At 62.6% G+C, this 23,309-nt stretch carries 22 protein-coding genes; 7 read left to right on the forward strand and 15 right to left on the reverse strand.

Translation table 11 applies throughout. The features are described 5' to 3' along the window. Positions 1-35: 35 nt before the first annotated feature. Positions 36-1,229, reverse strand: coding sequence for an MFS transporter (locus tag BM300_RS05565; RefSeq protein WP_092345542.1), 1,194 nt, complete (start codon positions 1,227-1,229; stop codon positions 36-38). Between the two features lie 103 nt (positions 1,230-1,332). Between BM300_RS05565 and BM300_RS05570 the strand changes: the two genes are divergently transcribed. Together BM300_RS05570 and BM300_RS05575 are read left to right on the forward strand one after the other, a co-directional pair. Further along, positions 1,333-1,872: a TetR/AcrR family transcriptional regulator gene (locus BM300_RS05570; protein ID WP_063324777.1), complete on the forward strand. Its 540-nt coding sequence runs from the start codon at positions 1,333-1,335 to the stop codon at positions 1,870-1,872. Between the two features lie 247 nt (positions 1,873-2,119). After that, positions 2,120-5,590 carry a hybrid sensor histidine kinase/response regulator gene (locus tag BM300_RS05575; protein WP_092462276.1) on the forward strand — a complete coding sequence of 1,157 codons (3,471 nt, stop codon included), beginning with the start codon at positions 2,120-2,122 and terminating at the stop codon, positions 5,588-5,590. A gap of 145 nt (positions 5,591-5,735) precedes the next feature. Here the strand turns inward: BM300_RS05575 and rmuC are convergent, their stop codons facing one another. Together rmuC and BM300_RS05585 are read right to left on the reverse strand one after the other, a co-directional pair. Beyond that, positions 5,736-7,121: a DNA recombination protein RmuC gene (rmuC, locus tag BM300_RS05580; protein ID WP_170862023.1), complete on the reverse strand. Its 1,386-nt coding sequence runs from the start codon at positions 7,119-7,121 to the stop codon at positions 5,736-5,738. A gap of 188 nt (positions 7,122-7,309) precedes the next feature. Then, entirely contained in the window at positions 7,310-7,633 is a 324-nt protein-coding gene (locus BM300_RS05585; RefSeq protein ID WP_072348674.1) for an SEL1-like repeat protein, read from the reverse strand. Positions 7,634-8,712: 1,079 nt separating this feature from the next. On the opposite strand from BM300_RS05585, the gene BM300_RS05600 reads away from it, so the two are divergent. From BM300_RS05600 to BM300_RS05610, 3 genes are all read left to right on the forward strand, one after another. Further along, positions 8,713-8,937, forward strand: coding sequence for a hypothetical protein (locus BM300_RS05600; protein WP_003204606.1), 225 nt, complete (start codon positions 8,713-8,715; stop codon positions 8,935-8,937). Positions 8,938-9,213: 276 nt separating this feature from the next. Beyond that, positions 9,214-9,696, forward strand: a complete 483-nt coding sequence (locus BM300_RS05605) for a hypothetical protein (protein WP_063324774.1) — start codon at positions 9,214-9,216, stop codon at positions 9,694-9,696. Between the two features lie 144 nt (positions 9,697-9,840). Next, positions 9,841-11,115: an OmpP1/FadL family transporter gene (locus BM300_RS05610; protein WP_063324773.1), complete on the forward strand. Its 1,275-nt coding sequence runs from the start codon at positions 9,841-9,843 to the stop codon at positions 11,113-11,115. Between the two features lie 88 nt (positions 11,116-11,203). Here BM300_RS05610 and BM300_RS05615 read toward each other — a convergent pair whose 3' ends face one another. From BM300_RS05615 to BM300_RS05625, 3 genes are all read right to left on the reverse strand, one after another. Further along, the gene (locus BM300_RS05615) at positions 11,204-11,755 is read right to left on the reverse strand and encodes a glutathione peroxidase (RefSeq protein ID WP_092413108.1); all 552 of its coding nucleotides are present in this window, start codon (positions 11,753-11,755) and stop codon (positions 11,204-11,206) included. Positions 11,756-11,935: 180 nt separating this feature from the next. Continuing rightward, complete coding sequence (locus BM300_RS05620; RefSeq protein WP_092145314.1) at positions 11,936-13,144, reverse strand: MFS transporter; 1,209 nt, start codon at positions 13,142-13,144, stop codon at positions 11,936-11,938. A gap of 52 nt (positions 13,145-13,196) precedes the next feature. Further along, positions 13,197-13,601 (reverse strand): MarR family winged helix-turn-helix transcriptional regulator, encoded by a 405-nt coding sequence (locus BM300_RS05625; RefSeq protein ID WP_063324770.1) that lies wholly within the window; start codon positions 13,599-13,601, stop codon positions 13,197-13,199. A 371-nt stretch (positions 13,602-13,972) separates the two neighbouring features. Between BM300_RS05625 and BM300_RS05630 the strand changes: the two genes are divergently transcribed. Together BM300_RS05630 and BM300_RS05635 are read left to right on the forward strand one after the other, a co-directional pair. Beyond that, positions 13,973-14,248, forward strand: a complete 276-nt coding sequence (locus BM300_RS05630; protein WP_063324769.1) for a response regulator transcription factor — start codon at positions 13,973-13,975, stop codon at positions 14,246-14,248. Between the two features lie 58 nt (positions 14,249-14,306). Further along, positions 14,307-15,041 carry a response regulator gene (locus BM300_RS05635; RefSeq protein ID WP_063324768.1) on the forward strand — a complete coding sequence of 245 codons (735 nt, stop codon included), beginning with the start codon at positions 14,307-14,309 and terminating at the stop codon, positions 15,039-15,041. A 44-nt stretch (positions 15,042-15,085) separates the two neighbouring features. Here BM300_RS05635 and BM300_RS05640 read toward each other — a convergent pair whose 3' ends face one another. The 9 genes from BM300_RS05640 to BM300_RS05680 are packed head-to-tail and all read right to left on the reverse strand — an operon-like array spanning position 15,086 to position 23,306. Next, positions 15,086-15,817, reverse strand: coding sequence for an adenosylcobinamide-GDP ribazoletransferase (locus tag BM300_RS05640; protein WP_092145310.1), 732 nt, complete (start codon positions 15,815-15,817; stop codon positions 15,086-15,088). A 2-nt stretch (positions 15,818-15,819) separates the two neighbouring features. Next, the gene (cobC, locus tag BM300_RS05645; RefSeq protein WP_092462278.1) at positions 15,820-16,395 is read right to left on the reverse strand and encodes an alpha-ribazole phosphatase family protein; all 576 of its coding nucleotides are present in this window, start codon (positions 16,393-16,395) and stop codon (positions 15,820-15,822) included. Next, a complete protein-coding gene (gene cobT / locus BM300_RS05650; protein ID WP_092462280.1) occupies positions 16,392-17,447 on the reverse strand; it encodes a nicotinate-nucleotide--dimethylbenzimidazole phosphoribosyltransferase in 1,056 nt (351 codons plus the stop codon). The genes cobC and cobT overlap by 4 nt, the downstream gene beginning before the upstream one ends. Further along, complete coding sequence (gene cobU / locus BM300_RS05655) at positions 17,444-17,965, reverse strand: bifunctional adenosylcobinamide kinase/adenosylcobinamide-phosphate guanylyltransferase (protein ID WP_092462282.1); 522 nt, start codon at positions 17,963-17,965, stop codon at positions 17,444-17,446. The genes cobT and cobU overlap by 4 nt, the downstream gene beginning before the upstream one ends. Before the next feature lie 15 nt (positions 17,966-17,980). Continuing rightward, positions 17,981-19,456 carry a cobyric acid synthase gene (locus BM300_RS05660; RefSeq protein WP_092462284.1) on the reverse strand — a complete coding sequence of 492 codons (1,476 nt, stop codon included), beginning with the start codon at positions 19,454-19,456 and terminating at the stop codon, positions 17,981-17,983. Continuing rightward, on the reverse strand, positions 19,453-20,445 hold the full coding sequence (gene cobD, locus BM300_RS05665; RefSeq protein ID WP_092223590.1) for a threonine-phosphate decarboxylase CobD: 993 nt from the start codon (positions 20,443-20,445) through the stop codon (positions 19,453-19,455). Before cobD ends, BM300_RS05660 begins: the two co-directional genes overlap by 4 nt. Continuing rightward, the gene (gene cbiB, locus BM300_RS05670; protein ID WP_092462286.1) at positions 20,438-21,346 is read right to left on the reverse strand and encodes an adenosylcobinamide-phosphate synthase CbiB; all 909 of its coding nucleotides are present in this window, start codon (positions 21,344-21,346) and stop codon (positions 20,438-20,440) included. The genes cobD and cbiB overlap by 8 nt, the downstream gene beginning before the upstream one ends. Continuing rightward, entirely contained in the window at positions 21,343-21,993 is a 651-nt protein-coding gene (gene bluB / locus BM300_RS05675; RefSeq protein WP_063324760.1) for a 5,6-dimethylbenzimidazole synthase, read from the reverse strand. The genes cbiB and bluB overlap by 4 nt, the downstream gene beginning before the upstream one ends. Beyond that, positions 21,990-23,306: a cobyrinic acid a,c-diamide synthase CobB gene (locus BM300_RS05680; protein ID WP_092462288.1), complete on the reverse strand. Its 1,317-nt coding sequence runs from the start codon at positions 23,304-23,306 to the stop codon at positions 21,990-21,992. The genes bluB and BM300_RS05680 overlap by 4 nt, the downstream gene beginning before the upstream one ends. Positions 23,307-23,309: the final 3 nt, after the last annotated feature.

Below are 23,309 nucleotides of genomic sequence, written 5' to 3' on the forward strand. Positions count from 1 at the left end.
CAAAACCGCCAAGGCGGCGCTTGCATTCAACACTTTCAAGGTCGAACCCCGTCGCCCAATGGTTTTACAGATTGACGCAGCAGCCCCAGCAAGGCGCCCGCCGACAACACGATCAGCACCGCGCCATAGCCATCGGTGGTCGGAATCAACCCGAATACCCGTGTCAGGTTCCCGGCCAACAGCGATGGAAGACTGAAGGCCAGGTAACTGAGGACATAGAACGCCGACATCAAGCCGGCCCGCTCGTGGGGCAAGGCCAGCGGCATGATGCTGCGCAGTGCCCCCAGGAACCCGGCGCCGAAACCACTGCCAGTGACCCATGTGCCGACAAAGAACAACGGCAAGCTGGCGCCGTGCACCGCGAGCAACACCAGCGCCAGGCCAATCACCAGCAGGCTGGCGGCCAGACGCAGCATCTTGTCTGCCCCCTGGTTGCGCAGCGTATAAATGGACAGCGCGCCGGTAAGCGTCAACACCGCCACCAGCGCGCCGCCAATCAGGTTGGACGTCGATCCCGTCGCGGCCCGCACCAGCGAAGGTGCCAGGGACAGATAAAAGCCGCCCACCGCCCAGGCCGCCAGGTTCAGCGGCAGGATCAACCACAAGGCGCGCCGCGCCTGGATTGGCACATGCAAGGTCGGACGCAGTGACTGCCAGGCGCCAGGCTGCGGACTGACGCTCTCCGCCAGGCGCCAGATATAAACAGCCTGGAGCAGGAACAACCCGAGCAGGATCCAGTACGTCAGTTGCAAAGGCCGCGGCGCGAATTCCGCCAGAAGGCCGCAACCGAGCGCCCCGCACGCCATGCCCAACAGCGGTGCGACACTGGTGATCAATGGGCCTTGGCGACGGTCGAAATCCAGCAAGGCAGCCCCCAGCACGCTGGTGGCCATGCCGGTGGCAAATCCCTGGATCAATCGGGCACTGATCAACCAGGCAACGTTGTCGGCGCTGATGAACAGCAGCATCGCCAGCATATTGAGCAACAGCGCCACGAAAATCACCGGTTTGCGGCCCAAGTAATCCGACAACGAACCCACCGTCAGCAAAGCCGCCAGCAGACTGAAGGCGTACACACCGAAAATCAGCGTCAGGACGGCCGGGGAAAATTGCAATTGTTCCTGGTAGAGGTGGTACAACGGCGTCGGCGCACTGGACGCGGCGAGAAAACCGAGCAAGGTAAGCGCCAGGAATATCAGGCTGGCGCGGGTCGAAGCTGGACGGGACATGGGCACGCTCCACAGGAGTATTCGCAAAAGCTAATTTTTTGCTTTTGCGGAGTGTGCTACCCGCATGCGCTTAAAGCAAATTCTTTGTGTTAAGGTCTGACGCATGGCGATTAAAGAAGGTTTACGCCCAGGCGGTAGAAGCGCCCGGGTCCAAGAGTCGATTCATTCGGCGGTCCGCGACCTGCTGCAAGAGCAGGACCGCGCGACCCTGACCGTGCCGCAAATCGCTGCGCGCGCTGGCGTGACGCCGTCCACCATCTACCGGCGCTGGGGTGATCTGCCGGCGCTGCTGGCCGACGTCGCCATCGCTCGTTTGCGCCCCGACAGCGACCCCGCCAACACCGGCAGCCTGCGCGGCGACCTGCTCGCCTGGGCCGAACAGTACCTGGACGAAATGAGTTCCGAGCCCGGTCGCAACATGATGCGCGACATCCAGGCCTGCGCCACTGCGGGGTATTGCGTGGGGATCATCAGCCGTCAGTTGCAGATCATTCTGGATCGCTATCCCGATGAGCCCAATCCAGGCGTCGAACGGCTGATCAATGTGATCGTGGCGCCGACGGTGTTTCGCATCCTCTTTGCTAGCGCGCCGCTGGGGGTCGAGGAGTTGCATCGGCTGGTGGATATTGCGTTGAGTCAGTAAGACCGCCGTCGCGAGCAGGCTCGCTCATTTGATCTGGGTGAACCATGGATTTGTATTCACCCCAGGTCCCTTGTGGGAGCGAGCCTGCCCGCGATGAGGCCCGTCCAAACACCTCATCGCCCCCGTGTTTACCGCAACCCGCGACACCCCGCCACGCCTCGACCTTGGTCGACACTGACGAACCCGAGCGGGCGTGCGAGACTGTCCTGCCGGGCTCAAGTCCCGGTGTCTTTGTTGGGGAGTTTCCATGTCGTTGTCCAGCGGGCTGATCGCCGTTGTCGCCCTGGCCTATATGGCCATCATGTTCGCCATCGCCTTCTACGGCGACCGGCGCAGCACGCCGCTGCCGCCACGGGTGCGCGCCTGGGTCTACAGCCTGTCGCTGGCGGTGTACTGCACCAGTTGGACGTTCTTCGGCGCCGTGGGCCAGGCTGCTGAGCAGCTTTGGTCGTTCCTGCCGATCTACCTCGGGCCGATCCTGCTGCTGGTGCTGGCGCCGTGGGTTCTGCAGAAAATGGTGATGATCAGCAAACAGGAGAACATCACCTCCATCGCCGACTTCATCGCCGCTCGCTACGGCAAGTCCCAATCCCTGGCAGTGGTGGTCGCACTGATCTGCCTGGTGGGCGTGTTGCCGTACATCGCCTTGCAGCTCAAGGGCATCGTGCTCGGGGTGAACCTGTTGATCGGTGCCGGTGCCGATGCCATGGGCACCCGCGCCCAGGACACCGCGCTGATCGTCTCGCTGATCCTGGCGCTGTTTACCATCGTATTCGGTACGCGCAACCTGGACGCTACCGAACACCACCGTGGCATGGTGCTGGCGATTGCCTTCGAATCCCTGGTCAAGCTGTTCGCCTTCCTGGCGGTAGGCGCGTTCGTGACATACGGCCTGTACGACGGCTTCGACGACCTGTTCAACCAGGCCATGCTCGCCCCACGGCTGGAGCAATACTGGAAAGAAACCATCAACTGGCCGTCCATGGTGGTGCAGACCGGGGTGGCGATGATGGCGATCATCTGTTTGCCGCGGCAGTTTCACGTGACCGTGGTGGAGAACATCGAGCCCCAGGATTTGCGCCTGGCCAAGTGGGTATTCCCCGCCTACCTGGCCCTGGCCGCGCTGTTCGTGGTGCCCATCGCCCTCGCCGGGCAAATGATGCTGCCCAGTTCGGTACTGCCGGATTCGTTCGTCATCAGCCTGCCACTGGCCCAGGCCCACCCGGCCCTGGCGGTGCTGGCCTTCATTGGCGGCGCCTCGGCGGCTACCGGCATGGTGATCGTGGCCAGCGTGGCGTTGTCCACCATGGTTTCCAACGACATGTTGTTACCGTGGCTGCTGCGCCGCAACAACGCCGAGCGGCCCTTCGAAGTGTTCCGCCAGTGGATGCTCTCGGTGCGGAGGGTGAGCATCGTCGTGATCCTGCTGCTGGCCTACGTCAGCTACCGGCTGCTGGGTTCGACGGCGAGCCTGGCGACTATCGGCCAGATCGCCTTCGCCGCCGTGACCCAACTGGCCCCGGCCATGCTCGGCGCGCTGTACTGGAAACAGGCGAACCGCCGCGGTGTGTTCGCCGGCCTCGCCATGGGGATTTTCCTGTGGTTCTACACCCTGGTGTTGCCGATCGCCGCTCACAGCCTTGGTTGGTCGCTCACTAGCTTCCCCGGCCTGGCCTGGTTGCACGGCAATCCATTGAACCTGCCGATTACCCCTCTGACTCAAGGGGTGGTCCTGTCCCTGGCCGGTAACTTCACGCTGTTTGCCTGGGTGTCCGTGCTGTCGCGCACACGCGTGTCGGAACACTGGCAGGCCGGACGTTTCATCGGCCAGGAAATCAGCGCCCGCCCCAACCCCCGCTCAATGCTGGCGGTGCACATCGAAGACCTGTTGCAGCTGGCCGCGCGCTTCGTCGGCGAGGAACGGGCGCGGCAGAGTTTCATTCGCTTTGCCTACCGCCAGGGCAAAGGCTTCAACCCGACCCAGAATGCCGACAGCGAATGGATCGCCCACACCGAACGCCTGCTGGCCGGTGTACTCGGGGCCTCTTCGACAAGGGCTGTGGTAAAGGCCGCCATTGAAGGTCGGGAGATGCAGCTCGAAGACGTCGTCCGGATCGCAGACGAAGCCTCGGAAGTGCTGCAGTTCAACCGCGCGCTGTTGCAAGGTGCCATCGAGAACATCAGCCAGGGCATCAGCGTGGTCGACCAGTCCCTCAGGCTGGTGGCCTGGAATCGTCGCTACCTGGAACTGTTCAAGTACCCGGACGGCTTGATCAGCGTTGGCCGGCCCATTGCCGATATCATCCGCTACAACGCCGAACGTGGCCTCTGTGGCCCAGGCGAAGCCGAAGTGCACGTTGCCCGACGCCTGCACTGGATGCGCCAGGGCCGCGCCCATACCTCTGAACGACTGTTTCCCAACGGTCGGGTGATCGAGCTGATCGGCAACCCGATGCCCGGTGGCGGTTTCGTCATGAGTTTCACCGACATCACCGCCTTCCGTGAGGCCGCACAAGCGCTGACCGAAGCCAACGAGGGGTTGGAGCAACGGGTGGCCGAACGCACCCGAGAATTGTCACAGCTGAACCTGGCCCTGACCGAAGCCAAGAGCACCGCCGAAGCGGCCTATCAATCCAAGACCCGGTTCCTGGCGGCGGTCAGCCACGACCTGATGCAACCGCTCAACGCCGCGCGGCTGTTCTCCGCCGCGCTGTCCCACCAGCACGAAGGCTTGCCGGAGGAAGCCCGACAACTGGTGCATCACCTGGACAGCTCACTGCGCTCGGCCGAAGACCTGATCACCGACCTGCTGGACATCTCCCGCCTGGAAAACGGCAAGATCAACCCCGAGCGCAAGCCATTCGTCCTCAACGAACTGTTCGATACCCTTGGCGCCGAGTTCACCGCGCTGGCCCAGGAACAAGGCCTGAAATTCAGGGTGCGCGGTTCGCGGTTACGGGTCGACAGTGACATCAAGTTGCTGCGCCGGGTTTTGCAGAACTTCCTGACCAATGCCTTCCGCTACGCCAAGGGGCCGGTGCTGCTGGGCGTGCGACGGCGCAATGGGGAGTTGTGCCTGGAAGTCTGGGACCGTGGACCAGGCATCGCCGAAGACAAACAGCAGGTCATCTTCGAAGAATTCAAACGCCTGGACAGCCACCAGACCCGCGCCGAAAAAGGCCTCGGCCTGGGCCTGGCGATCGCCGACGGGTTGTGCCGCGTGCTCGGCCATACCTTGCGCGTGCGTTCCTGGCCGGGGCGCGGCAGTGTGTTCAGCGTCAGCGTACCGCTGGCCAGCCCCCAGGCCGTCGCCCCCAGCCCGGTGGCCGAACTCAACGGTCACTTACCCAGCGGCGCGCAGGTGCTGTGTGTCGATAACGAAGACAGCATCCTGATCGGCATGGACAGCCTGCTGACCCGTTGGGGTTGCCAGGTCTGGACCGCGCGCAACCGGGAAGAATGCGAGCGCTGGCTTGCCCAGGGCGGACGACCGCAACTGGCCTTGGTGGACTTTCACCTGGACGATGGCGAGACCGGCACCGAACTGATGGCCTGGCTGCGCACACGCATGGGCGAACCGATCCCGGGCGTGGTGATCAGCGCCGACGGCCGGCCCGAAATGATTGCCCAGGTGCATGCGGCGGGCCTGGATTACCTGGCCAAACCGGTGAAGCCGGCGGCACTGCGGGCGTTGTTGAGTCGGCATTTGCCGTTGTAGGGAACTCGGGGGATATAAGTGGCCCCTGTGGCGAGGGAGCTTGCTCCCGCTGGGCTGCGCAGCAGCCCCTTTTTGTGAGTGCTGCGCACTCAAGCGGGAGCAAGCTCCCTCGCCACAGGGGTTTGCATCAAGCTTAAGGGTTTCATTAATCCTGGGTTTTTGCCGTTTCTTCAGGCAACTCAGGCAGCCCATCCGCATCGGTCATCGCCCGTTCGAGCAAATCGGCGGGCAAACTCTTGCTCGCCCGGGCACCGAGGAGCTTGAGCTGTTCACTGCGACTGATCAGGTTGCCGCGCCCTTCGGTCAGCTTGTTGCGCGCTGCGCTGTAGGCCTTGTCCAGTTGCTGCAGGCGACTGCCGATCTCGTCCAGGTCCTGGATGAACAGCACGAACTTGTCATACAGCCACCCCGCTCGCTCGGCGATTTCCCGAGCGTTCTGGCTCTGGCGTTCCTGCTTCCACAAGCTGTCGATCACCCGCAATGTCGCCAGCAGCGTGGTAGGGCTGACAATCACGATATTGCGATCGAAGGCTTCCTGGAACAGGTTCGGCTCGGCTTGCAGGGCGGCGGAAAACGCCGCTTCGATCGGCACGAACAGCAACACGAAATCCAGGCTGTGCAGACCGTCCAGGCGTTTGTAATCCTTGCCGGCCAAGCCTTTGACGTGGGCGCGCAACGACGCCACATGTTGCTTGAGGGCATGTTGGCCAATGGCGTCGTCCTCGGCGGCCACGTACTGCTGATAGGCCGTGAGGCTGACCTTGGAATCGACCACCACTTGCTTGTCGCCGGGCAGGTAAATCAACACATCTGGTTGGAAACGCTCGCCGTCCGGGCCCTTGAGGCTGACTTGGGTCTGATATTCACGGCCCTTCTCCAGGCCGGCATGTTCGAGTACCCGCTCCAGGATCAACTCGCCCCAGTTACCCTGGGTTTTCTGGCCTTTGAGGGCACGGGTGAGGTTGGTGGCTTCATCGCTCAGGCGCAGGTTCAACTGCTGCAGCCGCTCCAGCTCCTTGCCCAGGGAGAAACGTTCCCGGGCCTCGGCCTGATAACTTTCTTCGACACGTTTTTCGAAGGACTGGATGCGCTCCTTCAGCGGATCGAGCAACTGGCCCAGGCGCTGTTGGCTGGTTTCGGCGAAACGCTGCTCACGCTCATCGAAGATTTTTCCGGCGAGCTCGGCGAACTGTGCCCGCAACTCGTCGCGCGAACCTTGCAGATCATCCAGACGTTGCTGATGGCTTTCCTGCTGCTCGCGCAGTTCGGCATGCAACGACGCCGCCTGGGCATCGAGCCGCCGCAGTTCCGCTTCCTTGCTGGCGCGCTCGAGGTTCCAGGCGTGGGCCGCATCCCGGGCGTTGTCGCGCTCGATCTGCAACAACTCCACTTCACGACAGGCTGCGGCAAGCTCGGCTTGCTTGGCGGCGTTCGCCTGGCTCAGGTCGCTGATCTCATCGCGGCAGGCATCAAGCTGGGCATTGAGGCCATCGTGGGCCATGTGGGCCGTGGCCAGGCGCTCTTCCAGCAGGGCCAGTTCGGTCTGCGCCGCGGCGGCCTGGCGTTGCAGGTGCCAGGCCAGTGCCAGCAACGGCACCGCAGCGCCCGCCAGGCCAAACAACAGGCTGGTCAAATCCATAGCCATGACAATTCCTGCCGATCAAATAAAGCCCGAAGGTTAACCAAGCGGCCGGGGGTTGCCCAGCTCGGTCTTCGTTTTCAGCCTTCGATTTCACCGAGGGCCCGGCGGGCTCGATCATCGCCGGCACGCGCAGCTTGGCGCAGCAGGTCCTGGCCGATACGGCGATCCCGGGCGTTGCCGCATTCACGGCACATCAATTGTCCGAGGCGACTTTGCGCGGCCACCACGCCTTCACGGGCCGGTTGCTTGAGTAACCGGCCGGCCAAGTGCTTGACGCTGGGGCTATCTCCCAGTCGTGGGCTATCGAGCAGCCACTCAGCCACCCGCATCGAAATACGCTTGGGTGGGGTAACACCAGGGGGTGTGGAGGTAACAGGATTTGATACGGAGCGAAACTTCATAAAACACTGTGGGATAGATCGGAAGGCGCGCCACTCTACTCCTTTTTTCGTACGGGTAAAGCCGAAAAAAACCGGCACGCCCGTGCTAGAGCAAGCGCTTGGGACAATCCACAGAAGCTGTGGATAACTCAGTGGACAACCCCCCCTGAACTCGCGCAAAGCCCTGTGGAACGGGGCCTGCGCTCAAACTGACGATTTTTTCACCAGTAAAAAAAAGCGATGTTTTTCATTGACTTAAATTTTGGATGCAGGCACCCACCCCGGATTGTTTCGACATGACAGTACAGTGACAAGTGGTGCAGCGAGTGTGCACAAGTAACAGCCGAATGGGTTATAACGCTGCGCTTTTTTTGTATGTTTGGCAGCAGAACCTGGGGATAACCTTGATGCCCTGCCCAGCGCAACAGTGGCTTGGATGCACCGCAGTCCTCGGGATCCTGTGCTATGTCGGTGGCGAGGGAGCTTGCTCCCGCTGGGGCGCGAAGCGGCCCTGCTTTTGGGGCTGCTGCGCAACCCAGCGGGAGCAAGCTCCCTCGCCACGGGGGCCGTGTCCATCCTGTCCCCGGTACAGACAGCATGGTTTGGCCTTTCTCTTATGGCCCATTTGAATATTTTTTAGCCAACGCCCTTCCCTTCACGAGTTCGATCCGTTAGTATCCGCGGCGTTAGTACCAAGCTGAAAGTCAATTCCGGGTCGAACACATCTCCAAGGTCAGCCATCCTTCAAAGGACGCCTCACCGAAAAAAGGAGACCGGCCCCCTCGATGGTTTCCAGGTAAACCTTGCGTCAACACAGCCTTTGATCGAATGCAAAGGGTGTTGCCAGGCTCCTTACTCTGACCGAACCAACCTGCAAAATTGATCAGGATCTTCACCCCGGGCCCAGAACCTTTGCCCTCGATGTGTTGCCTGCCCTCCTAAGTACCTACCTGCCAGCCCAAGCGCGCACTTCATATAGCGCTCAAACTGGCTGCTTTGTTCCAGTCGGGTTCTTCGTTCGACCAATGGTGGTCGACGTTACTGGAACGTTTTAACGTTGCACGGTTCTTAACCGTGTCATTTGCAGGAACACCCATAACATGTCCACTCAAATCCACGCACAGGATGCTATCCGCACCCTAACCAACGCTTTTGCCCCGATGAACTGCCTGATCATGGCCGCTCGCAAAGGCTGCTTCAGCTTCACCCTGGTCAACGAACACGGCATCGCCCGTCACAGCGAACGCCTGTACCCCGATCAGTACTCCAGCGCCGAGCCGCTGCAGGCCGTGATCGAGCGTACTCGTCAGGCACTGGTTGCCTGAGACGCCAGAAAGGCTGAAACCCCAAAGGCCCCGCCCCAAAAGCGGGGTTTTTTATTGCCCGGAATTCCTCGATTAAGCGAAACGGCGTAAGTACCAAGGGATATAACAGTTATAACCGTTCGTTGAAGATGTTTTAAAAACAGTCCTTTACAACGCAAATATGACACTAAACTTCAAGTCAAGCGGCATGATCCGCTTCCGGCGGGGCCTGGACCGATCCACCGCTGCCAAGCCCACACTCTTCAGGCTCCGCCCATTTCACACTTCGAGGGTTTTATGGGTATCGCTGCCAGCGAACTGTGTCGATATGTGATCCGCCCGACGCTCCTCTACCTTGAGCGTCACAGTGCAACGGCGGAATCCTTGTTGCTGGGTATTGCCGCCAGCCAGTCCGCCCTGGGTTCAGCCCTGCATGATCGCCGCGGGCATGGCCTGTATCGCATTACCGAGCCCCGACACCAGGCACTCTGGGACCATTACCTGGCGCTGGACCCAGAACGTGCCAGCCTGGTACGCGGCCTGGCCAGCCAGCACGCCTTTCTCAGCGGTCCGCACCTGGAATTGACCGTCAACCTGCGCTATGCCACTGCCATTGCCTGGCTGCTGGTGGAGGAACAGAACACTCCGCTTCCCGAAGCCGATGACCTGCTTGGCATGGCCCGCATCTGGCGACAAACCTTCCACCCCCAAGGGCGCCTGCGAGATTTCACCTGCGCCTGGCGAAGCTGTGTTTCATCACTGAATCAGGTCGCTTGCTGATGGGAAATTTGGAAACTTCCTGCAACGGTCGCGAATCTGGTCGGATTGTCCTACAAAACCCCTCTAAATCAAGCGATACGGGCTATAGCGCTTGCACGAAAATGTTGGTAATTTTCGCCCCGGTGATCATCAGGAGTTCTAACAATGAAAAAAATCATGCTCAAAACCACCCTCGGCCTTGCCGTCACCTTGGCATCCACCCAACTTTTCGCCAGTGGCTTTGCCTTGAACGAACAAAGCATCAGTGGCATGGGCACTGGTTTCGCAGGTCGTTCTTCCATTGCCGATGACGCCAGCACCGTTTTTGGCAACCCTGCCGGCATGTCGCGCCTCAAGCGCCAGCAAGTCACCGGTGGCTTCGCCGCCATTGATGCCTCCACCGATATCAACGATGCCAGCGGCACCCAGTCCGGCACCAACAAGGGTGACATGGTCCCGCTGACCGGCGTTCCGATGGGCTATTACGTCAAGCCTATCGATGATCAGTGGGCTTTCGGCCTGGGTGTCTACGCACCGTTTGGCTTGATCACCGATTATGAAAACGGCTTCCAGGGTCGGAGTTTCGGCAGCAAGAGCGAAGTGAAAGTCGTCACTTTCCAGCCAACCGTCAGCTATGCCTTCAACGACAAGGTATCGATCGGTTTCGGCCCGACCATCAACCGTATTTCCGGCTCCCTGGAATCGCAGTTGGGCGTACCGGGCCTGCCCGAGGCCGGCGTAGAGATCAAGGGTGACGACATTGGCTACGGCTATAATGTCGGCGTGCTGGTCCAGGCAACCGACACCACTCGTGTCGGCTTGACCTACCATTCCAAGGTCAAGTACAAGCTTGAAGGCCACACTGAAGTGAACCCGGGCGCCGGGATGCCTGCCTTCCTGCTTACCGACGGTCGCTACGACGCTTCGCTGGACATCACCACGCCTGAGTCGGTGGACTTTTCGGTCACTCAACAAATCAATGATGCCTGGACCGTCTATGCCGGTAGCACTTGGACTCGTTGGAGCCGCCTGAAAGAAATCACGGTGGAAAACGAAGGCACCAGCAGCGGCGGTGGTTTACTGAACCCGTCTCTCGGCACCATCACCGAAGAACAAAACTGGCACGACACCTGGGCCTACGCCATCGGGACTTCCTACCAGTTGAACAAACAGTGGGTACTGCGTACCGGCCTGTCTTTCGACCAGGCGCCCACCAACAACGCCGACCGCTCGCCACGCATCCCTACTGGCGACCGGACCATCTTCAGCCTCGGTGCCGGCTGGAGCCCAACCGACGATCTGACCATTGACGTGGCGTATTCCTACCTCAAGGAAGAAAAAGTCAAAGTCAGTGGCAGCAATGCTCTCAACCAATCCTACAACGCTGAATACGAAAACAGCGCCAACGGTTTTGGTGTCGGTGCAACCTACCGCTTCTGATGGTGCACGGCGAAGCTGAACGCCTCGCCGCTGAAACGAAAAAAGCCCCGCACTCTGCAAAGAGCCGGGGCTTTTTCGCGGCTGGCGGTCAGGGTTTCGAAGCGATGGCAGCTTCTACAGCCTTGATCAACTCAGGATCATCGGGCTTGGTCCGGCTGGAAAAACTGGCGACGACCTTGCCCTGTCGGTCCACGACGTATTTGTAGAAATTCCACTTCGGCGCACCGGACTGTTCGGCCAAGTGCCTGAACAACGGGATGGCATCCGCGCCGCGCACCGGTTGTGGTTCGGTCATGGTGAAGGTCACGCCGTAATTGACGTAGCAGACCTTGGCGGTTTCAGCGCCGTCCTTGGACTCCTGCTTGAAGTCATTGGACGGCACACCCAGCACTTGCAGCCCTTGGTCCTTGTAGCGCTGGTTGAGCGCCTCAAGACCTTTGAATTGCGGGGCGAACCCACAGAAGCTGGCAGTGTTGACCACCACCAGCGGCTTGCCGGCGAAGCGCTGGCACAGATCGATGGTTTCCTTGGCCCGTAGCTTGGGCAACGAACCCTCCAGCAACGGTGGGCAACCAGCGGCCCAGACTTGCCCGGTCACAGCCAGCAACAGGGTGGGAACAGCAAACCAGCGCATCAACATGTCGATTTTCCTTAAAAGCACGTCAGACCAAGACGTTACTCGCAGCGTCCGACGCCGTCCATTGTCAGCAGTTGCCCATGCCCAACTGCATCAAGGCCAATCCGCCCTGATGCCAGCCCCACCAGGCGAACGCCAGCAGCAGGCCGGCACCGGCGGCGATCAACCACGGACCGATGCGACTCATGCTGCGCCGGCCTGGACTTGCAGGCGCGCCACCGGACGTTCACGCACCGGCCAGTTCAACGCCGCCGCCAACAGGCTGAGCAGGATCGACACCTGCCAGATCAAGTCGTAGCTGCCGGTGCGGTCGTACACCACCCCGCCCAACCAACCACCGAGGAACGAACCCAACTGGTGGAACAGGAACACGATCCCACCCAACATCGAGAGATTTCGTACACCAAACAAGGTCGCTACCGTGCCGTTGGTCAACGGTACCGTCGACAGCCACAGCAAGCCCATCGCCATGCCGAACAGGTACGCCGTGGTGGTGGTCACGGGCAGCCACAGGAACAAGCCGATCACCACCGCCCGCACCAGGTACAACCCGGTCAGCAGGCGTGGCTTGGACATGCGCCCGCCCAGCCAGCCGGCCGTGTAGGTGCCGAAGATATTGAACAACCCGACCAGGGCCAGCACGGTGGTGCCGACGCTGGCTGGCAGATGTTGGTCCACCAGATACGCCGGCAAATGCACGCCGATGAACACCACCTGGAAACCGCAAACGAAAAAACCAATCGCCAGCAGCCAGAACCCCGAATGGCTGCACGCCTCACGCAAGGCTTCGCCCAGGGTTTGCTCATGGCCGGCGACCGGCAACGGCGCGTCCTTGAGCATGCTCACCAGCGGCACGATCAACGCCACCAGCAACCCCAGCGCCAACAACGCCGCCGACCAACCGAGCCAGCCGATCAGCCCCAGCGTACCGGGCAGCATGGCGAACTGGCCGAAGGAACCGGCGGCACTGGCGATACCCATGCCCATGCTGCGTTTTTCCGGCGGCACGGCCCGCCCGACCACACCCAGAATCACCGAGAACGACGTGCCCGACAGGCCAATGCCAATCAACAGACCCGCGCTCAACGACAAGGACCATGGCGAATCGGCCATGCCCATGAACACCAGGCCCAGTGCATACAGCACACCGCCGATCAGCACCACTTTCGCCGCACCGAAGCGGTCCGCCAGCGCGCCGGTGAACGGCTGCGCCAGGCCCCAGATCAGGTTCTGCAAGGCAATGGCGAAGGCGAATACCTCACGGCCCCAGCCGAACTCGGCACTCATGGGCGCCAGGAACAGGCCGAAGCCATGCCGTACGCCCAGGGACAACGCCAAGATCAGCGCGCTGCCCACCAGGACCCAACCACAGGTACGCCACATCGATGTCATTCTTGTTCTCCGGTCGCGGGTATATACCCACTTATCATCGAACGAACCGGCTTCACGCCAGTTCATCCAGCAAGGCCAGCAAGGTCGCACGCTTTTCGGCGCCCAGCTTATCAATCAGTTTCTGCTGCGCCGCTTCCCAGGCCGGCAACGCCGCCGCCAACCGGGCCTGCCCCGTCTCAGTGAGCACGACGATGCGGTTACGCAGGTCTTCCCCCTCGGCCAGCGCCACCAGCCCTTCGCCTTCCAGCACACGCAGATTACGACCCAGAGTGCTGCGGTCCAGGCCCATGGCTTCGGCCAGGGAAGAAATACTCGGCTGGTCCAGGCGCGCCAGGTTACTCAACAAAGAATACTGGGCAACGTTGATCCCGAAGCCGTCGAGGGCGCCGTCGTAATACCTGCTGACGCCACGCGCGGCGCGACGCAGGTTGATGCACAAGCATTGGGAAGGAAGCATGGTGCGTGTATATACCCGGGGTTGATTGAATGCAAATTTAAATGGCGATTTTCACTTATGCCATGTTCCCTAGCCTCGCTTTCTCCTGGTTTTTGCTTGGTCAGAACAAACGGAATCGTCAACCAGACGGAAATAAATCCCACAAAATCAGGCGCTTTGGCTGACAGCCTTTTCAACCATTACTCATTAGAGTCCCCCACCTGTAATGTCTGACAGGTTTCAGGTGCTTTGAATCAAGCTATAAACGAAACCGTGCTTTCAGCCCTGCCTGCAGGCTTGAAGACGGGTTGTGCGAACCATGCCATCAAGAAGTGGGAAGATTCCGCCACCCCCACGCCATCAAATAATGATGATGAATGGGAGTTTCAGTCATGTATCACAGCACCGCGATTTCTGGACGTTCGGCGCCATACCAGGACCATTACCACTCCACGGAAAAAAAACCTGCTCAAGCGATCCGACTCACCAATCGGGAGAAGGAATTCCTGCAGTGGAGCGAGGCTGGCAAATCTTCTTGGGAGATTGCCGTCATCGTTGATTGCAGCGAGGCCAACGTCAATTATCACTTCAACAACATTCGCCGAAAATTCGGCGTCAGTTCGCGTCATCTCGCGGGAAAAATCGCGCGCGAACGAGGCTTGATCTGAGCGCTCCGACGGCTTGTCAGCAGCGGTCGGGATGTACTTGACCCCTGTAGAGGCAGCAATGAATCTGAACCACACGCCCGAATGCCGCGACATTTTCGGCCTCAGCACCTGTGACGATACGCGAGTGTCGCACAGGCCTTCTTCGGACAACCCTATACGCATCATCCTTGCCGATGATCACCCCGTCGTGCTGACGGGTATCGAAATGGTCCTGGCGGGGGCTGGGTTTTCAGTGGTTGCCAAGGCTCGCAACGCCGATGAACTGCTCCAGCACTTGGAGCGCACCCCCTGCGACCTGGTCATCTGCGACTATTCGATGCCCGATGGGCAGTTCCCGGACGGCCTGGCCCTGATGGGCTATTTGAAACGCCACTACCGCGCCTGCCCCCTGATCGTGATCACCATGCTACGCAATCCGTCCGTGTTGCAGGCCTTGCTCAATACCGGCGTGAACGGCTTGTTCGATAAACGCAGTCCTTTGATGGAACTGAAACAGGCCATCCTCGGTGTCACTCAGGGGCGGCAGTATGCATGCCCGGCTTTTCTTGAGCTTCTGCGAGGGCAAACCTTGGCCGCCACGCGCTCGGACGCCAACCGGGTGAGCCTTTCCGAACGGGAGCTGGAGGTGGTGAGGCTGTTCGTGCACGGGATGTCGGGCAGACAGATTGCAGCCCAGCTCAATCGCAGTGAAAAAACTATCAGCCGACAAAAACGCACCGCCATGGACAAGTTGGGGCTTGGGCATGACGGTGGATTGATGGAGTTTGCTCGGGTGAGTGGGTTAAAGGGTTGACCCCTCAAATCCCGAAACGGCCCACCATCGCGTTTCCCGTCAACTCAGACCCACCCCAACCCCACCAACACCGCTATTTCAAGCAACTCCAGCAACGCCCCGGCTGTATCCCCGGTGCAGCCCCCGAGCCTGCGCAGCATCATCCGCCGCAAGCCAACGAACACCGCGAAAGCAACGGCCAATGCCCAAACGCCGGGCCACCCCGCCACCAGCACACAGCCCAACGCACACACCAACAACACCCATCCACCCGCGCGCCGGGGCAGATGATCGGCAAGCGCTTGGCCCAACCCGCCGGCGCGCACGTAAGGTGTGCTGAGAAACAGGCCAAGCAACGCCGCACGCCCCAGCACCGGCACGATGATCAAGGCCAACGCTTGCCCCTGCTCGATCAACGCCAGCAGCGCGGCGAACTTGAGCAGCAGCACCAACACCAAGGTGATCACCGCAATGGGTCCGCTGCGCGGATCCTTCATGATCAGCAGCGTGCGTTCGCGGTCACCAAAACCGCCCAGCCAGGCGTCGGCGCTGTCGGCCAGGCCGTCGAGGTGCAGGCCTGCGCTGAGCAACACCCAGGCCGTCAGCAACAGCGCGGCGTGGAGTAGCGACGGTGCACCCAGCAGCAGTGCATTGAGCAGCCACAGCAAAGCACCGAACACCAGCCCCACCAATGGATAGAACAGCAGCGAACGCCCCAGTTGTTCGGGCTCGGGCATGCCAGGCAGGCGCACCGGCAGGCTGCTGAGAAATTGCAGGGCGATCCAGAAAGGCAACATGGTCAATCCGCCTCTTCGAGCACTGGACCTGCCGACACGGTCAGGGAGAACAGTGCGCCATGGGCGACTTCGACGTTGAGCAATTGCTCCCTTGGCAAGCCGCGGGCCTGGGCCAGCAGCAGGCGCATCACGCCGCCGTGGCTGACCAGCAAGACCCGCTGACCGGCATAAGCCGCGTGCAAGCGTTTGACCGCTGCCAGGACGCGGCTGGAAAACGCCAGCACCGGCTCGCCTTCGGGGGGCGTAAAGGCATAGGGATCGGCCCAGAACTGGCCCAGTGCGTCGGCGTCGGCGTCCATCAACGCCGCTGCGCTACGACCTTCCCAAGCGCCGAAATGCAGCTCTTGCAGGTCCTTGTCCAAGTGCACCGGCACGCCGAGTCGGGCGCCGAGTTGTTCGGCGAAACGGGCGCAACGCTGCAACGGCGAACTGACCAGCCGATCCCAGGGCCCGCCCTCTATGACAGCCGCGTGCATCTGTTCCCAGCCCTTGGCGGTCAAGGCGTCGTCGAGACTGCCGCGCAGTCCGCCGCCCAGCTCGGTTTCGCCGTGACGCAGCAGGTCCAGGCGCAAGGTCATGCCGGGCGATCCGCCACGGCGGCCTCGGCAAATGTCGCCATCTGCCCGTGAAGGTCACAGGCCAGGCGCAACAGTGGCACCGCCAACGCCGCGCCACTGCCCTCGCCCAGGCGCAGGCCAAGATCCAGCAGCGGTTCGGCGCCGAGGGTTTCCAGCACGTGGCGATGGCCCGGCTCGGCGCCGCGATGGCCGAACAGCAACCATGGCCGGCATCCGGGATTGACGCGCACCGCCACCAGGGCGGCGACGCTGCAGATGAACCCGTCCACCAGCACGGCGACGCCTTGCTGGGCACAGGCGAGGTACGCGCCGGCCAACGCGGCGATTTCAAAACCGCCGAGGTTGAACAGGGTCTGCAACGGGTCGTCGCGTTGGGCTGCGTGCAGCGCCAGGGCCCGTTCGATCACTTGGGCCTTGTGGCTGACACCCGCCGCGTCCAGGCCGGTGCCCGGGCCGACCAGATGCGCCACCGGGCAATCGAGCAAGGCACAGGCCAGGGCGCTGGCTGCCGTGGTGTTGCCGATGCCCATCTCGCCGCCGATGAACAAGTGCGTTCCGGTTGCAACGGCACGGAGCACACTGTCGCGGCCGGCTTGCAGGGCTTGCTCGCCTTGGGCCACGGTTATCGCCGGGCCGTGGAGGAAATTCGCCGTGCCAGGGCCGACGCGCAGATGCCGCACGCCGGGCAGGTCCAGCGCAGGCGTCACGGTGCCCAGGTCCACCACTTCCAGCGAAGCGCCCAGTTGCCGCGCCAGGACGCTGATGGCCGCGCCGCCGCTGACGAAGTTGAGCAGCATCTGCCCCGTCACTTCCTGGGGAAAGGCTGAGACGCCCTCCGCCACCACGCCATGATCGCCGGCAAAAATCGCGATCCAGACGTGATCCAGGCTCGGCTTGACCTGCCCTTGCAGCCCCGCCAGTTGCACCGCCACCGACTCCAGCCGCCCGAGGGAGCCGGCCGGTTTGGTCAGTTGTTGCTGACGGGCCGTGGCCTGTTCCAGGGCCTGGGTATCGAGGGGCTTGCACGGGTCCAGCCACCAGCGGTGATTCATAACGCAGTACCTTTGAGAGTCAGGGGCAGGCCGGCGACGGTCAGCACGACGCGCTGACACCGTTCGGCCAAGGCTTGATGCAGCCAACCGGCTTCATCGACATAACGGCGAGTCAACTCGCCCAGGGGCACGACACCCATGCCGGTCTCGTTGCTGACAAAAATGATGTCGCCGGGCAGCGCGGAGAGGCAGTCCAGCAGTGCATCGCGTTCTGCGCTCAGCCGCTCGGGGTCGTCGAGCATCAGCAGGTTGGTCAGCCACAGGGTCAGGCAATCCACCAGCAGGCATTGTCCGGGGGCGGCGTTTTCTTGCAGCACCCGGGCCAGGGCCAAGGGTTCTTCCACCAGCGCCCATTCGGCCGGGCGACGGGCTCGGTGTTGGGCGACCCGTGCGTTCATCTCGCCGTCCAGGGGTTGGCTGGTGGCGATGTAGGTCACTGGCAAGCCCGTTTCGACCGCGAGTTTTTCCGCCAGGCGGCTTTTGCCGGAGCGGGCGCCGCCGAGGATGAGTTGGAGCATGATGTTTTTTACCTTTCAGATGGCGGTGTTGCTGCCGGCCTCAAATCCACAGAGTTCACGCAACAATCCAGTGTCCAAATGCCGCTCCACCAGATCCGCCAGCCGCTCGATGTCCCGCTCGCGCAAGCCGTGGTAATCCACCGTCTGCACATCCTGCAACCCGGCCCAACGCAACAACGCGCTGCAGGCCTGGGGAGACTCGAACAGCCCATGCAGGTAGGTGCCGAAAATCTGCCCATCGAGACTTTGCGCGCCGTCGCAACGACCGTCTTCCAAGTACACCGCTGCGTGTTCCAGTGCCGGGCCGGTGGTTACCCCGGCGTGAATCTCATAGCCGCTGACTTCAGCCTCTTCCAAGGCCAATCGCCCGCGGACATTGCGCAATTGTTTCTCATGTTCCAGCGACGTTTCGAGATCCAGCAAACCCAACCCGGCACTGGAGCCCGCCGCGCCTTCCAGCCCCAGCGGGTCGTGGACCTGCTGGCCGAGCATCTGCAAGCCGCCGCAAATGCCCAGCAGCTTGCCGCCATAGCGCAGGTGCCGTTGGAGCGCGCTTTCCCAGCCGTTGGCACGCAGGTAGGCCAGGTCGCTGCGCACGCTTTTCGAACCGGGCAGGATGATCAGGTCGGCCGGCGGGATGGGCTGGCCCGGGCCGATGAATTGCAGGTCGACCTGTGGGTGCAACCGCAACGGATCGAAATCGGTGTGGTTGCTGATGCGCGGCAGCACCGGCACCACCACCTTGAGCAGCTGTTCGGCCTTGTCGGCCTGGCGCTGGTCGAGGCCGTCCTCGGCTTCCAGGTGCAGGTCCATCACGTAGGGCAGCACGCCCACCACCGGTTTACCAGTGCGCGCCTCCAGCCAATCCAGACCCGGTTGCAACAAGGCGATGTCGCCGCGAAAACGGTTGATGACGAAACCCTTGACCCGCGCCTGCTCACTGGGCGACAGCAATTCCAGGGTGCCGACGAGATGGGCGAACACCCCGCCGCGATTGATGTCGGCGATCAGCAGCACCGGGCAGTCCACCGCTTCGGCAAAGCCCATGTTGGCAATGTCACCGGCTCGCAGGTTGATCTCCGCTGGCGAACCGGCGCCCTCCACCATCACTACCGGATAGGCCGCGCTCAAGCGCGCGTGGGAGGCCAGCACCGCTTGCATCGCGATGGCTTTGTAATCGTGATAGGCCACGGCATTCATGGTGGTCACGGCGCGACCGTGGATGATCACCTGGGCGCCCGTGTCGCTGTTGGGCTTGAGCAGCACCGGGTTCATGTCGGTATGCGGTTCGAGGCCGGCGGCCTGGGCCTGCACCGCCTGGGCGCGGCCGATTTCACCGCCGTCAGCCGTCACGGCGCTGTTGAGCGCCATGTTCTGCGGCTTGAACGGCACCACGCTGACACCCTGGCGGCGGACCCAGCGGCATAAAGCCGTGACCAAGGTACTTTTGCCGGCATCGGACGTGGTGCCCTGCACCATCACTGTGGTCATCGGGTGTCCTTGGCGTAGGCCTCGAAGGCCTGTTCGAGGCGCAGGAATTCGCTGTCGTCGGCTGGCAGTCCGAAGCGCAGGCTGCTGGTGTTGGTAAACAAGCGCAGGAGAATGCCGCGATGGGCCATGAAATCATGAAGCCCCAGGGCGTGTTCGGTGACCAGCCATTGGAACAACCCGCAGCCGCCCTGCGGCTTGAAGCCGTGGCGTTCGAGCATCAGCGCCAGGCGTTGGCTGGTGGCTTCGCAACGTTGGCGCTGGTAGGCGTGGGCATCAGTGTCCAGCAAGCACGCCTGCCCCAGCACCCGGGTCGGCCCGCTGACCACCCACGGCCCGACCTGTTCGGCGAGCAACTTGAGCAAGCGGCGCTCGGCCAGTACAAACCCCAGGCGAACCCCGGCCAGGCCAAAGAACTTGCCAAACGAGCGCAGCACGATCAACCCGACCAGATGGGTGTGCGCCGCCAGACTCAGCGCCGGCGTGACGTCCATGAAGGCTTCATCCACCACCAGCCAGCCACCGCGCTGGGCCAGGCGCCCATGCCAGTCCAGCAAGCGTTCGGGGGCAAGGCTCAGGCCCGTGGGATTGTTCGGATTGACCACCACCAGCACGTCGAGGCTGTCGAGAAAGAAATCCACCTCCGACTCCAGCACTTCGCGCACGATGTAGCCGCTGCGGCGCCAGGCTTCGGCGTGCTCGGCGTAACACGGCGACAAGACACCGACCTTGCCGGCCCGGCGCAGGCGCGGCAACAGCTGGATGGCCATTTGCGAACCGGCCACCGGCAACACATCCAACGCACCGTAGTAGTCGCAGGCGGCCTGTTCCAGCCCGTCATCGGTTTCCGGCAGGCGCGCCCAGGCCCGCAGGGGAATCGCCGGAACCTCGAACGGCCAAGGCGCCAGGCCGCTGGACAAATCCAGCCAGTCAGCCTCGGCGATGCCGTATTGCCGGGCTGCGTTACGCAGGCGTCCACCGTGCTCAAGCATAAAACTCAGCTCCCAGGCAGAGAATCAGCAGCCATAACCATACGCCGCGCTGGACCAATTGCCAGCCGCGATCAATGGAGTCCGCGCTCGCCGGCACGCCTTCGCCCAGCGGCGGACGTCGGTGCAGTTCACCGTGATAAATCGCCGCCCCGCCCAACTCCACACCCAGCGCACCGGCACCGGCGGCCATGACCGGCCCGGCGTTGGGGCTGTCCCAGGTCGGGCCCTGGCTGCGCCAGCACTTGAGCGCCAGGCGGGTCTTGCCGAGCAGCGCGTAGGTCAACGCCACCAGGCGCGCCGGAATGTAGTTGAGCACATCGTCAATCTTTGCCGCCGCCCAGCCGAAGCGCTCGAAACGCTCGTTGCGATAACCCCACATGGCATCGAGGGTATTGCTCAGGCGGTACAACACCACACCGGGCGCGCCGGCCACGGCGAACCAGAACAGCGCGGCGAACACCGCGTCGCTGCCGTTCTCCAGCACCGACTCGGTGGCGGCGCGGGCCACGGCGGTTTCGTCCAGCTCGCGGGTTTCGCGGCTGACCAGGTAGCCGACACGCAGGCGCGCTTCGTCCAGATCGCCACTGCGCAGCGCCTGGGCCACCGGTTCGACATGTTCGCCGAGGCTGCGCAGGCCGAGGGCGCAGTACAGCGCGAGGATCTCCACCAGCCAGCCAACCATGGGCGCCCAAGACAGGGCCGTGGCGAGCAAGGTCAACGGCACCACGGCGATGATCCACGCCGTCACCCCATGGCTGCGCCAGCCGCGCCCACCGGAGTTGAAACGTTGTTCGATCCGCGAGGCAAAACCGCCGAACGCCACCAGCGGATGCCCGCGCCGGGGCTCGCCCAGCAGCGCGTCCAGCGCCACCGCGGCGACCGTGAGCAAGGCCACACTCATGGGCGCACGCCCCACTGGTTTTCATAGAGCAGTTCATTCAGCGAACGCGGTTGCGCCCAGCCTTCCAGGGCGAGCATCGGCGCCGGGTAAAAAGCCTCGACCGGACCCAGGCAGAGTATCGCCAACGGCTTGGCGCCCGCTGGCAGGCCCAGCAGATCGGCCAGGGCCTGGGGATCGAACAACGACACCCAGCCCATCCCCAGGCCTTCGGCGCGGGCCGCCAGCCACAGGTTCTGGATCGCGCAGGACAGCGAGGCCAGGTCCATTTCCGGCAAGGTCCGGCGACCGAAGATGTGCCGCTCGCGATCCTCCATCAACGCCGCCACCAGCACCTCGGCGCAGTCGTTGATGCCTTCGACCTTGAGCTTCATGAATTCATCGCTGCGCTCGCCGAGGGCCTCGGCGGTGCGGATGCGTTCTTCTTCCACCAACTGCTGGATGTTCCCGCGCAAGGCGCGGTCACTGATGCGGATAAACCGCCAAGGTTGCATCAGGCCGACGCTGGGGGCCTGGTGCGCGGCTTCCAGCAGCCGGCGCAGCAAGGCCGGTTCGACCGTGCCGCCGCTGAAGTGGCGCATGTCACGGCGCTCGGCGATGGCGCGGTAGATTGCGTCGCGTTCGACCTGGGAGAAAGCGTTGTCGGTCATGGCCTTTTCGCGGCCTCAAGGTCAGGCGCAAACAGCGCGGCAATCGCCCTCGGATTCGACGGAAAATAAAAATGAACATAGGAAGCCGTCATCCGCCCCTGCCGGAACACCGCTTCTGCCCCACGTCCGCCGTTGGGGCTATGGCCACGGGCAATCGGTTCAAGTTCGGTGCTGGTCAGCGAATGATGATAGGTATGCCCACGCAAGATGCCTTCCGGCAAGTCCACCGATTGCAGCGCCAAGGCCGCCAGACGCTTTTGCATCTGCGCATCACCCGCGAGCAAGCCCAGCAGCTCGGCACGCACGCCTTCGACATCGGTCAATGAATCGAGCAGATACAACATGCCGCCACATTCGGCGAGCAACGGTTTGCCGGCTGCATGGTGGGCACGGATCGCCGCCAGCATCGGCGTGTTCCGGGCCAACGCAACGTGGTGCAGCTCTGGATAACCGCCGGGCAGGTAAAGGCTGTCAGCCTCGGGCAGTTCGCTGTCATGGATCGGCGAAAAGAAGCTCAACTGCGCGCCCATGGCCCGCAGCAGATCGAGGCTGGCGCCATAGGTGAAGGCAAACGCTTCGTCCCGGGCCACGGCGATGCGCACCCCGGCGAGCCACGGCTCAACGGTGATCACCTCAGGCGCGGCAAACTCCACCGCTGGCGGCAGCGCCACTTCGCAACTGCCGGCCAAGGCCTCTGCTGCCGCGTCGAGGCGCAGGTCGAGGTCATTCAACTCGCTGGCCTGGACCAGCCCGAGGTGGCGGCTGGGCAACTCGATGCCGGTTTCCCGGGACAGCGCGCCGTACCAGCGCAGGCCTTCGGTCAGGCTGCCTTCGAGCAACTGCGCGTGGCGCAAGGTGCCAACGCGGTTGGCCAAGACCCCGGCGAACGGCAAGTCCGGCTGATACCGGGCCAGGCCCAGGGCCAGGGCGCCGAAGGTCTGGGCCATGGCCGTGCCATCGATCACCGCCAGCACCGGTACACCAAAATGCCGCGCCAGGTCGGCGCTGGACGGGGTGCCGTCGAACAACCCCATCACCCCTTCGATCAGGATCAGGTCTGCTTCGGCGGCGGCTTCCCACAACAACCGACGACTTTCCTGCTCGCCGACCATCCACATGTCCAACTGATAGACCGGCGCGCCGCTGGCCCGCTCGAGAATCATCGGATCGAGAAAGTCCGGGCCACACTTGAAGACGCGCACCTTGCGCCCCTGGTTGCGATGCAAACGGGCCAGGGCGGCGGTGACGGTGGTCTTGCCTTGCCCCGAAGCCGGAGCGGCGATCAGCACCGCCGGGCAATGGCGACTCGTCATGGA

The organism is Pseudomonas sp. NFACC46-3 (assembly GCF_900114515.1).
GTDB lineage: Bacteria > Pseudomonadota > Gammaproteobacteria > Pseudomonadales > Pseudomonadaceae > Aquipseudomonas > Aquipseudomonas fluorescens_Q.